5 protein-coding genes and 3 CRISPR repeat arrays (1 of these 8 cut by a window edge) are annotated in these 12183 nt (G+C 71.1%); all 5 genes read left to right on the top strand.

Translation table 11 applies throughout. The features are described from left to right. Positions 1-179 precede the first annotated feature (179 nt). Positions 180-1161: direct repeats of the CRISPR family, unit length 37 nt; unit sequence GTTCCACCCCCGCCCTGCGCGGCGGCCCCATTGCAGC. A 191-nt stretch (positions 1162-1352) separates the two neighbouring features. The 5 genes from EMA09_RS01585 (at position 1353) to EMA09_RS01565 (ending at position 11023) form a co-directional block, all read left to right on the top strand. Next, positions 1353-3752: a DEAD/DEAH box helicase gene (locus EMA09_RS01585; RefSeq protein WP_168220621.1), complete on the top strand. Its 2400-nt coding sequence runs from the start codon at positions 1353-1355 to the stop codon at positions 3750-3752. An 11-nt stretch (positions 3753-3763) separates the two neighbouring features. Further along, a complete protein-coding gene (gene csx17 / locus EMA09_RS01580) occupies positions 3764-5962 on the top strand; it encodes a type I-U CRISPR-associated protein Csx17 (RefSeq protein ID WP_129838139.1) in 2199 nt (732 codons plus the stop codon). Further along, complete coding sequence (cas7u, locus tag EMA09_RS01575; RefSeq protein WP_206305884.1) at positions 5959-7011, top strand: type I-U CRISPR-associated RAMP protein Csb1/Cas7u; 1053 nt, start codon at positions 5959-5961, stop codon at positions 7009-7011. Before csx17 ends, cas7u begins: the two co-directional genes overlap by 4 nt. Further along, positions 7008-8450 carry a type I-U CRISPR-associated protein Csb2 gene (gene csb2, locus EMA09_RS01570; protein ID WP_168220619.1) on the top strand — a complete coding sequence of 481 codons (1443 nt, stop codon included), beginning with the start codon at positions 7008-7010 and terminating at the stop codon, positions 8448-8450. The genes cas7u and csb2 overlap by 4 nt, the downstream gene beginning before the upstream one ends. Positions 8451-8594: 144 nt before the next feature. Then, a CRISPR array of direct repeats spans positions 8595-9301; the repeat unit is 37 nt; unit sequence GTTCCACCCCCGCCCTCCGGGGCGGCTTCATTGAAGG. 141 nt (positions 9302-9442) lie between these two features. Beyond that, positions 9443-11023 carry an ISL3 family transposase gene (locus EMA09_RS01565; RefSeq protein WP_129838135.1) on the top strand — a complete coding sequence of 527 codons (1581 nt, stop codon included), beginning with the start codon at positions 9443-9445 and terminating at the stop codon, positions 11021-11023. Positions 11024-11103: 80 nt separating this feature from the next. Then, positions 11104-12183: direct repeats of the CRISPR family, unit length 29 nt; unit sequence CGGCACACCCCCGCTCGCGCGGGGAACAC (it continues 1097 nt past the right edge of the window).

The following is a 12183-nucleotide window of genomic DNA, read 5'->3' as shown; positions in this document are numbered from 1 at the left end:
AGATGCCCCCGGGGGAAGAAGCTGCCACTCGGTGGTCTGTTCGCTCCCACCTCGGAACCACAAGCATGCCAAGAAACCCGGTGCCTCACCGAAGTCAGATGCCCGATAGTGGCGCTTATGTCTCCCCGACTGACGTCAGCGTCGCAGCCCATGGAACGCGAAGCCCCTGGTGGGGTGCCGTTCCACCCCCGCCCTGCGCGGCGGCCCCATTGCAGCTCTATACGTGTTAGGGAAAAAAGTAAAAGTAAGCTCTGGTTCCACCCCCGCCCTGCGCGGCGGCCCCATTGCAGCCGCGCCGCCGTCGCGGCCTGGGCGACCGACTCCGGAGGTTCCACCCCCGCCCTGCGCGGCGGCCCCATTGCAGCACCATCTCCAGGAGGTTGGAGCCCACTGTCCGGAGGTTCCACCCCCGCCCTGCGCGGCGGCCCCATTGCAGCACCGTCGACGACCCCGCCGAGGTCGACCACGTGCAGCCGTTCCACCCCCGCCCTGCGCGGCGGCCCCATTGCAGCACCAGGTGCGGCAAGGCGTCCACGATGCCGGTTACGGGTTCCACCCCCGCCCTGCGCGGCGGCCCCATTGCAGCTCCAGCATCGACCGCGACCAGCAGGAGCGCGGCATACGTTCCACCCCCGCCCTGCGCGGCGGCCCCATTGCAGCGCCGCCGAGGTCGGCATCGAGGACATCGACGCGGAGTTCCACCCCCGCCCTGCGCGGCGGCCCCATTGCAGCAACAGCACCGGGTCCACGCACCCGGGCTCCGTCGGCGTTCCACCCCCGCCCTGCGCGGCGGCCCCATTGCAGCAACAGCACCGGGTCCACGCACCCGGGCTCCGTCGGCGTTCCACCCCCGCCCTGCGCGGCGGCCCCATTGCAGCCCGGGCGCCGACGGGGCGCGCGCGGTGCGGTGGTACCGGTTCCACCCCCGCCCTGCGCGGCGGCCCCATTGCAGCCTCTGTGACATCGAGAGCGGCCGACGCAACGCAGGTGTCCCTGCGCGGCGGCCCCATTGCAGCAGACGAACACCATGAACGTCTGCCAGGTCGAGGTCGGCTCCACCCCGCCCTCCGCGGCGGCCCCATTGCAGCGAGCTGCGGCTCAAGGCGCTGGAGCGCGACATCGCCGGTTCCACCCCGCTCTCCGGGGCGGCCCCATCGCAGCATGTCACTGATTCGCACGTGCGTTCTGTGTCCGCTGCTGGACGGTCTGTTGTCAGTGGCGGGTGGCAGTATGCGCGCGTGATGTGGTCGTCGCCGGTTTGCGCTGGGGGAGGGGTGTGCGAGGTGGGTGTGTCGTTCGAGGCTTTTATGCGTCGGGCTACGGGGTTTGGGCCGTTTCCGTTCCAGGAGCGTGTGGCGGAGGAGGGGTTGCCTGAGTTGTTGCGGGTGCCGCCCGGGTCTGGGAAGACGGAGGCGGCGGTTCTGCCGTGGTTGTGGCGGTTGTTGGAGCATCCGGACGTGGGGGTGCGTCGGGAGACGCCGGGGCGGTTGGTGTACGTGCTGCCGATGCGGACGCTGGTCGAGCAGGTCACCGAGAAGGTCCGGGGGTGGTTGGACGAGCTGGGACTGGCGGACCGGGTGGCGGTGCATGTCCTGATGGATGGGGAGCCCCGGGACGATGACGCGTGGCAGTTGGATCCGTTCGGACCGGCGGTGTTCGTGGGGACGCAGGACATGGTGTTGTCGCGTCTGCTGCTTCGGGGATATGGCGATGCGCGGGCGCGGTGGCCGGTGCCGTTCGGGTTGCTGCACAACGGTAGTCAGTTCGTGTTCGACGAGACGCAGCTGATGGGGCCGGCGGTGGCGACGTCGGTGCAGTTGCAGGCGTTGAGGGAGGCGTTGGGGACGGCGGTGCCGTCGGCGTCGATGTGGATGTCGGCGACGGTGGACGCGGGGGAGCTGGTGACGGTGGACCGGCCGGTGCCGCCGATGCCGGTCGAGCTGTCGGACGCGGATCGCCGGGCGGAGGGGCTGGGGAAGCGGTTGGAGGCGCGGCGTCGCTTCACGCGGCTGCAGGTTGGCGAGGATGCGAAGCGGTATGCGGGTGAGGTGGCCCGTGTGCTGGTGGAGCGGCATGTCGCGGGGACCCGGACGCTGGCGTTCTTCAACACGGTGCGCCGTGCGGTGGAGGTGGCGGCGGTGGTCTCCGAGCTCGTGCCGGGGGGCGGGGCGGGGCCTGACGTGACGCTGGTGCACGGCCAGTTCCGGCCGGGGGACCGGAGGGTGCTGGTCGAGGCGGTGCGGGGGGAGTTGCCTGCTGCGGGGCAGATCGTGATCAGTACCCAGGCGTTGGAGGCGGGGGTGGATATCACGTCGCGGGTGTTGTTCACGGAGGTGGCGCCGTGGACGTCGGTGTTGCAGCGGTGCGGGCGTTGCAACCGTACGGGGGATGATCCGGGCGCCGAGGTGGTGTGGGCGTGGCCGCCCGGGGGGAAGCGGGCGTCGGCGCCGTACGTGGAGGGGGATCTGCTGGCGGCGGCGGAGGCGTTGGCCGGCTGGGAGGGACAGGAGGTCACGCTGACGCAGATGCTGGACCTGGAGGTCGCCCAGGAGCGGCCGGATTACCTGCATCTGCGGCGGCGGGATGTTCTGCAGCTGTGGGACACGATGCCGGACTTGAGCGGTGCGGACATCGAGGTGGGGCGCTGGATTCGGGACGGGGAGGACGTGACCGGGCTGGTGGCCTGGCGGTCATGGCCGCAGAGCCGCCCTGGGGAGGACGAGGCGTTCCCGGGACGGGAGGAGCTGTGTCCGGCACCGTTGGCCGATCTGCGGAAGCTCGCGAAGGATCGCCGGCTGTGGTGTCACGATCAGGTGGACGACGTGTGGCGGCGGGCGTCGGCGCAGGACGTCCGGCCGGGCGCGGTGTTCCTGATGGACGCACGGCTCGGTGGATACCGCGTGGAGACGGGCTGGTCGGCGGGCTCCCGTGTTCCGGTGCCGGTGGTCGAGCACGTTTCCCGGCGGGTGAGCGGGCTCGGTGGCGACCGGCGTTCCCGGGCGGAGCGCTGGGTGCGGCTTGCCGAACACGGCCGGGATGCGGAGCGTGAGCTGTGCGCACTGTTGGGGGCGGCCGAGGACACCCCAGGTCTGTCGCCCCAGCAGCGGGACGCCGCGCTCGTGGCAGCCCGGCACCACGACCTCGGGAAAAATCACATGATCTTCCGACGGTCGTTGGTTCGGGCGGCGGGGAAGGAGCCGCCGGGGCCGGGGGCGTGGGCGAAAGCGCCCGGCGGGCCGTTGCGCCATGAGGTCCCGTACTTCCGGCATGAGCTGGTGACGGCGCTGATGATGCTCGATCCGGCCAGTGGGCTGCTGAACGGGGTCGACGAAGCGGACCTGGCGGTGTACCTGGCCGCTGCGCACCACGGGAAGGTGCGGGTGTCGGTCCGTTCGGTGCGGGATGAGGCGGAGCACGACCCGCCGCGTCTGCTGGGGGTGGCCGACGGCGAGGTGGTGGGTCCGGTGGAAACGGCGGACGGCCGCATCGTTCCGGAGCTGAAGCTGGATATGTCGGTGCTGTCACTGGGGGGAGGGGCGGGCCGGTCGTGGGTGCAGCGCGTCAGTGCCTTGCGGGATCGGCCGGACGCGGGGCCGTTCCGCGTCGGCTGGCTGGAGGCGATGGTGCGGGTGGCCGACTGGCGTGCCAGCCGCTCCTACCAGGAGACCGAGCCCCCGCCGCCTGACGGTGACGGCTCGCCGCCCGATACGCCCACCGGTGAGGAGCCGGGCGAACAGGGGGTGCTGTGGTGACCCGGCATCGGATGGCTGTGCCGGGGCTGGAAGCTGTGAGCCTTGCCGACTACCTGTGCGCTCTGGGGCTGCTGCGCGCGGTCGCCACCCAGTACGACGCCGACGCCGCCCTGGCATGGCAGCGGGGCGTGCCGGTCCTCGCCTCGACTCTGGACGCGGACGGGTTGGCGTGCTGGCTGACCGAGGACTTCGTGCCCAGCCCCTTGGTGTCGCCGTGGAACGCAGGGTCCGGGTTCAACGGCAACGGCAAGAGCAAGGAGGCCGAGCGGGCACTGGAGACGGTCGAACACTCGACCGCGGCCCGGCTGGCGCCGCTCCGCGAGGCGGTGGCGGCCGGGCGGGCGGTGGTCGAGGAAGGACGCGACCGCGGCTGGGCCGGCGGCACCATGTGGGACGAGAAGCACAAGACCAGCCTGCTGACGCTGTGCCGCAACCGGATGCCCGACGCAGTGTTGCCCTGGATGGACACCGCGCTGGCCCTGGACGGCGAAGATGTGTCCTACAACCCGCTGGCCGGCACGGGCGGGAACTTCGGGCGCCAGGACCTGTCGGCCAGCTACCTCCAACAGCTCCTGCAACTCCTCGGCCCGCCGAGCCGGCCGGGCACCGTGCTGCCGTGGGCCCGATCCCTGATCGACGGGACCGAGGAAGCGCCGTACGTACGGGGAACGGTGGGTCAGTTCGACCCCGGGCGCGGTGGAGGCATTCACTCCTCGATGTTCGAGAAGCTGGACGACAAGGGCTTCGTGAATCCCTGGCGGACCGTTCTCACGTGCGAGGGTCTGCTTCTGTTCGCCGGCTCGGTCGCCCGTCGCAACGCCGCAGCAGCTGGGCACACCAGCCCGTTCGTCGTCCGCTCCACCCCCTACGGTTACGGCACCGCCGCGGAGGAGAAGGCGAAGGGGGAGCTGTGGGCGCCGTTGTGGCCCACACCCGCCCGCCTCCCCGAGCTCGAACAGCTGATGGGCGAAGGACGTGCCCAGTACCGCGGGCGGCAGGCCCGCAACGGATTCGACTTCGCACGCGCCGCCGGGACCCTCGGTGTCGACCGAAGTCTCACTGCCTTCCGCCGCTTCGCCATCGTCGAGCGCCTGGGGCAGAACCCCCTCGCCATCCGTGCCGGTGACGTCCCCGTCGGTCCCCGCACCGGCGAGCTGTCCCTGCTGCGCGAGGCGTTCGACTGGGTGCAGAGGCTGCGGGACCCGCTCCCGGCCACAGTGGCCAGCTTGCTGCGCCGCACCCGCGCCAGCATGTTCACGCTGGCCGCCGGTACTCGGGAGACGGACGCGGAGATCGCCGTCTTCGTCAGGCTGTTCGGGCAGCTCCACGAAGCCGTCGCCCGCTCCGGGGCACTGCGCGAGAAGGTGTCTCCCTTCCGGCTCCGTGAGCGCGCTGCCTGGCGGCCGGCGCACGCCGGCGGTGAACTGCGCCTGGCCGCCGCGCTCGCGGCACTGGCCGACCGGCCCGGTGGCCCGCCGGCCCTGCGCGCCCCACTGACCCGCTCACGGCCCGAAGGCCCCGGGCGGGCGGTGTGGACCGACCGGCCCCTGTCCAAGGTCGACCTGGACGCCACCACCCTCGCTCCGGCCCTGGCCGCAGCCCATCAGCGGCGTCTGTGGGAACTGGCCGACCAGCGCGACCAGGCCGGCATCCCGCCCGCCTTCGCATACCCGGCCGGGCCGCCGATCCCGCCCCCACCCGGGCTGGTACAGGACTTCGTCGACGGGCACCTCGACGATCAGCTCCTCGCAGATCTGCTGCGCGGCCTGGTCCTGCTGGGTTGGCACGTCACCGACCCTCACGGCGACCAGACCGCCGCAGCCGCCGACGCCCGGCCCCTGGGGCACCCGCTGGCAACCCTGATGCCCTTCTACGGGGACACCCTCCCGAGGGTGCGCTCGCGACTGCGCCGCGACCAGCCACCGTTCAAGCCCGTTCTGCGTCCGCGCAGTGACTGGGCGAACCGGCTGCGCGCCGGCCACCTTGACGCGGTCCTCGCCGACGCCCGGCTGCGGATGCGGCAGGCACACTGCCCACCCGCCTCCACTCCGCGCGAGAGCCCCGCCGGGATCGACGGAACCCGCCTGGCCGCCGCTCTGCTCTTCCCCGTCACGCCGGAAGCCCGCGCGCGAGCACTCACCGCGGTGACCGTCACCGCGCTCCTGCACATCCCCGACAACAGCACACCCGCAAAGGACAGCGACTCGTGATCGACACCACCGCCCACCGGCTCCGCTTCCGCGCCACGCTGCGACCCGCACTCGGCTCCCGCTTCCAGCCCACCGGCTTCCCCGACCTCGGAGCAGCCGAGTTCACCGGCTACCACGACGGCAAGCCGGTCCGGTCCCTGCTGGTGGAATCCGCCCAGTCCATGGCCAACCGGCTGGAGAACACCGCCTGGGACACGGCCGGTCAAGCACCCGTCACCCTGCTGGCCGACCTGCCCTACGTCGAGGTCCGCCAGGCCGACGCCCCGCAGCGTTTCCTGACCTCCTCGCGGCAGGAAGCCCACCGGCTCGCCTCCCCGTTCGTCCGCTCCTCCCTCCTGGAGGGCCAGCCGATGACCGACGTGATCGGCGAACGCCTCGGCCTGGCCAACGACCAGCCTCTCGACTACCCCGCCATGGCCCGGGCACTGACATCCATGGACCCCTTCGTCCTCCTGCACGGCTGCTTCTTCAGCCAGAAGGACTGGCCCGGACAGCCGCGCTTCGCCCGCGCCATCAGCGCCGCCATCGAGGCGTACGACGTCGAGCAGGCCATCAGCGGCGGCCGGAAATCCGACCACGTCCGCCACAACACCGGCAAGAACGGCGAGGACTCCGAGGACGGCCTCGTGCTCGGCGGCAGCAGCGAGGGCTACGGCTCCATCCCCTTCCACCGCGTCGAATACACCGCCCGCCACATCGAGGCCCAGTTCAGCGTCGACGTCCAGCTCCTGCGCTCCTACCGCCTGGACGCCGAGGCCACCGAACTGCTCACCGCACTGGCCCTGTGGGAGATCCGCACCTTCCTCGACACCGGCCTGCGACTGCGCACCGCCTGCGACCTCGAACTCGCCGACGACGTCCAGGGCACCACCACGTTGCCCGACACCGAGACACTCGCCGCCCGCATCCGCGAATTGATGCCCACCGTCACCGCCGCTCTGGAGCACACCGGCCCGCTCACCGTCCTGTGGCAGGGCGGCAAGACGAAGGCCACCCCCAAGAAGACCCGCAAGACGGCCCGGGCGGAAGAGAAGGCCACCGCCCAGTGATCACCCTTGCCTTCCACTTTCCGCACCGCCGCTACCACGCCACCCCCTGGGGCCGATACGTCAACGAGGGCGTCGTTGAACTACCCCCCGCCCCCTGGCGCATCCTGCGCGCCCTGTACGCGGCCTGGCGCGCACGCCACCCCGAACTCGACACCGACACCGTCCACCCCATCCTGCAGCAACTCGCTGCCCCACCCGTCTACCACCTGCCGCCCTACCACCTCGCCCACACCCGCCACTACTACCCCGACAGCCACCATCGGCTCGACAACCCCAGCACCGACAAGATCATCGACGCCTTCGCGGTCCTCGGCGCCGACGCCACCATCTACGTCACCTGGAACAACGCCGCGCTCACCGCCCCCCAGCACACCGCTCTCGCGCAGCTCTGTCAGGCCATCCCCTACCTCGGGCGCGCCGAAAGCACCACCGAGGCACGCATCCACCACGACGCGGTCCCCGACTCCCACACCGCCTGCAGCATCGCCCTGTGGAACGACGACAACACCCGATCCGAACCCGGCACTGATCACGTCCAGCTCCTCGCCCCCGACGGGCCCCTCGACCTCGACGCACTCACCCTGCGCCCCGCCGACGTCCGGGCCACGAAGCGCCGCTTCCCCCCGCACACCCAGCACCTCCCCTACACCATCCCGCTTCCCACCCCCCTCCCCACACCGCGCACCCGCACGATTCCCCGGCCACGCCACCGCGTGACCACGGTGCGTCTCACCATCGCGAGCCGCCCGCTTCCACCCCTCACCCAGGCCTTGGCCGTCACCGACGCCCTCCGCGCGGCCTGCATCAAACAACTCGTCGGAGACGACAAGGAACGCCTTCAACACCCCAGCGCCCTCGCCGGCAAGAACGCCGACCTGAGCCCGATGCGAGGCCACCGCCACACCCACTTCCTCCCCCGGAGCACCAACGGCAAGCACATCGACGAAATCGTCCTGTGGATCCCCGCCGGACTCACCGACGAGGAACTCACCGCCGTCCACGAAGCCGCCCGCACCCGCACCATCGGCGTCCCTCACGACGTCCCCGGCCCTCACAACATCCACATGCGTGTCACCGCCCACGGACGGGCCGAAGACCACCTACCTCCCGAATGGGCCACCCCGTCCACCCGCTGGACAAGCACAACCCCGTTCATCCCCCCGCACCACCGCAAGAAGAAGCAGGAACTCCACACCTACCTCACCGCCGAAGTCACCCGCGAACTCGCCCACCGCGGCCTGCCGGCACCAGCCTGCGTCGAAACTGTCGCCGGTGCATGGGGCCTCCACACCCGTCACCGCCGCACCAAACAGGAAACCCTCACCACAGCCCGCCCCGCCTACGGACTCCGCCTGACCTTCCACGAACCACTCACCGGCCCCCTCGCCCTCGGCCACCACTCACACTTCGGCCTCGGCACCTTCAACCCCACCCCCTGACACACCGCCACCCAACCTCGGAACCACAAGCATGCCCGGAAACCCCGCACCGCACCGAAGCAAAATGCCGGAAATCACCCGGCATGCTCCCCGCCTGCCAAGTCACCGACACCACAGCAACACCAAACCCCCAGCTCAGACGCCGTTCCACCCCCGCCCTCCGGGGCGGCTTCATTGAAGGTGATGTGGCGCCTGGCCCTCGGCACGCGCGGACAGGTGTTCCACCCCCGCCCTCCGGGGCGGCTTCATTGAAGGGGCATGGCGGTGATGTCGGCAGTGGCTGCAGGTCTGGTTCCACCCCCGCCCTCCGGGGCGGCTTCATTGAAGGACCTTGTGCCGGCCGAGGCCGCGAAGCTCCCAGAAGGTTCCACCCCCCGCCCTCCGGGGCGGCTTCATTGAAGGAGCCGCTACGGGTTCGGCGGGCTCACCTGGCACAACTAGTTCCACCGCCGCCCTCCGGGGCGGCTTCATTGAAGGCCCGCCCTGGCCGAAGCGGGCACTGATGGTGGCCGGGGTTCCACCCCCGCCCTCCGGGGCGGCTTCATTGAAGGCTGGGCGGCGGCCTCCCGGTCAGCCGTGGCGTCCTTGGTTGCACCCCCGCCCTCCGGGGCGGCTTCATTGAAGGGAATTGTCGACATCGGCGGTGTCCATCGGGACGGACAGGTTGCACCCCCGCCCTCCGGGGCGGCTTCATTGAAGGACCCTGTCGACACCCAACATCCCCTACCTCGCGGCGGGGTTCCACCCCCGCCCTCCGGGGCGGCCTCATTGAAGGTCCTTGGCCTCGGCGAGGAGCACCGCGCGGCGGCGACGGGTTCCATCCCCGCCCTCCGGGGCGACCTCAATGAAGTGTCTAGGACGGCCTCTTTTGGGCTCTGGCACAAGTTCCGTGCGGCGGCTACAGGTTGTAGTCGTTGACCGTGTTCCGGGCTGTGCGGAAGTCGCCTTGATTTCGCTCATCGATCGGCTGGTCTGGCTGGCATTCGGTCGCCGTGAGCCAGGTGTTGTCCCAGTTGCAGGAGATGCTGTTCCCGTCGGTCGCCGGCTTGGCGATCGTGTCCGTGGAGACGGTCGGCGAGTCGATACGCGTCGAAGCCCGTTGCACGGCGACGGGTGCGGTGTGTCCGGACTGCGGGGACTGGTCGGAGCGGGTCCACAGCTTTTACCTGCGGTTTCCGGCGGATCTGCCCAGTGCTGGGCGACGCGCGGTGCTGGCTTTGCGTGTCCGCCGGTTTCGGTGCCTTCTCCCGTCCTGCCCGCGGCGGACGTTCGCCGAGCAGGTGCCCGGGCTGACGCGCCGGCTCGGGCAGGCCACCGAGCGGCTGCGGTCGGCGATGGGCTCGATCGGCCTGGCGCTGGCCGGTCGGGCCGGGGCCCGGCTCGCGAAGCTCATGGGGATCATCGTCAGCCGCAGCACGCTCCTTCGCCGGGTGATGGACCTGGCCGACCCACAGTCGAGCGAGCCGCGGGCGGTCGGCGTGGGCGACTTCGCCCTGCGCAAGGGACACAACTACGGCACCGTCGTGATCGACGCCGTGTCCCACCAGGTCCCCGATCTCCTGCCCGAGCGCGACGCGGACACGCTGGCGCCGTGGCTGGCCTGGCACCCCGGGATCGAGGTCGTCTGCCGGGACCGTTCCGGTGCCTACGCCGAAGCGGCCAGTACCGCGGCACCCCAGGCCACGCAGGTCGCCGACCGCTACCACCTGTGGCGCAACCTCACAGTGGGGGCCGAGAAGGCCGTCGCCGCCCACCGGCTGTGCCTGAAGGACGTGCCGCCGGTGGTCCCTGAGCCCGAGCCGGCATGGGAGTCACCGGCAGAACCGACGGGCGACGAGCCGTCCGGCCGGTTCGCCGAGCGTGCCCGCAGTCATCACGAGCTCGTGCACGAGTTGATCGGGCAGGGCCTGGGCATCCGGGAGATCACCCAGCACCTGGGCTGTGGCCGGCACACCGTCCAGCGGTACGCCCGCGCCGCCCGCTGGCAGGACATGGTGAAGGGCCGCAGCCCACGGTCCAGCAAGCTCGACCCGTTCAGCTCTTACCTGAGGATGCGCTGGGCCGAGACGAACGGCCGCATCACCTTCCGGGAACTGCACGGCGAGATCGCCGAACGCGGCTACCGCGGCGGCTACACCACCCTCGTCGAGTGGGCCCGCAGAGAACTCCCAGTCCTGGAAGGAGCCCCGCCTCCATCGGTTCCACCGTCGATCCGGCAGGTCACCGGATGGCTCACCCGACACCCCGCCACCCTCACCGAAGAGGACAAACTGCATCGCAAGGCGGTACTCACCCGATGCCCGGAGCTGGAGACGGCGGCACGGCTCATCAGCTCGTTCGCGGAGATGCTGGCCACGCTCGACGGCCAATGCCTGCCCGAGTGGATCGCCGACGGCTCCCGCCTGCCTGGCATCAGCACCTTCGCCGAACACCTGAAAGGCGACTTCAACGCGGTCACGGCGGGACTCACCACGCACTGGAACTCCGGGCCTGTGGAAGGCACAGTCAACCGGATCAAGATGCTCAAACGGCAGAAGTTCGGCCGGGCCAGCTTCCCCCTCCTCCGCAAATGAGTCCTCCTCGAGTGACACTACGTCACCGCATCACGGAACTTTTGCCTGAGCCCACTACAGCCCGTCGAAGACATCCGGTCCGGCACACCCCCGCTCGCGCGGGGAACACGCGGCCGGGTCCCGCGCCGCCTGGATCAACCGCGGCACACCCCCGCTCGCGCGCGGAACACCCGGCTGAGTCCCGTCTCGCGGGCAATCCCGGCGGCACACCCCCGCTCGCGCGGGGAACACGTGCCGGTGTACGGCGTCGTTCGTCGCGGGTTCGGCACACCCCCGCTCGCGCGGGGAACACTGGGCGGCCGACCTGCGCTGCTCCTTGGCGAGCGGCACACCCCCGCTCGCGCGGGGAACACATGCGGGGAACACATGCGGGGGAACCGGGGCTGCCCCAGCCACGCCGGCACACCCCCGCTCGCGCGGGGAACACAGCTAGGAGCCATGATGCAGCACCCGCATGCCCGGCACACCCCCGCTCGCGCGGGGAACACTCGCGTGGCATCTCCCACCCCGGCCCGAGGCGCGGCACACCCCCGCTCGCGCGGGGAACACACCTGGGAGTACCGCGTCACCGCTGGCGAGGACGGCACACCCCCGCTCGCGCGGGGAACACGGCGCGGCCCTGGTCGTGACCGTGGTCCTGGTCGGCACACCCCCGCTCGCGCGGGGAACACTAGACCACGGCGCCCCCGGAATCCTGACACCCCGGCACACCCCCGCTCGCGCGGGGAACACCAGCTGCTCGGCGGCGTCGAGGTAGCGGGTCGCGGCACACCCCCGCTCGCGCGGGGAACACATCCCGTGGGAGCGGCTGGAAGCACTGGCTGACGGCACACCCCCGCTCGCGTGGGGAACACATCCCGTGGGAGCGGCTGGAAGCACTGGCTGACGGCACACCCCCGCTCGCGTGGGGAACACGAATCCCATTTCCGGGAGTCCGTGTTGTGCGGCGGCACACCCCCGCTCGCGCGGGGAACACCCGCCCGCGTCGGCCACTCGGCTGCCTACCTGAGGCACACCCCCGCTCGCGCGGGGAACACCTCGCCCGAGCTCAACCCGCACCTCCTGAGCGCGGCTCACCCCCGCTCGCGCGGGGAACACTCCGCCGAATGTCGGCAAGGCGAAAAGCGGTGCGGCACACCCCCGCTCGCGCGGGGAACACT

The organism is Streptomyces sp. RFCAC02 (assembly GCF_004193175.1).
Lineage (GTDB): Bacteria > Actinomycetota > Actinomycetes > Streptomycetales > Streptomycetaceae > Streptomyces.
This window is presented reverse-complemented; position numbering and strand designations above follow the sequence as displayed.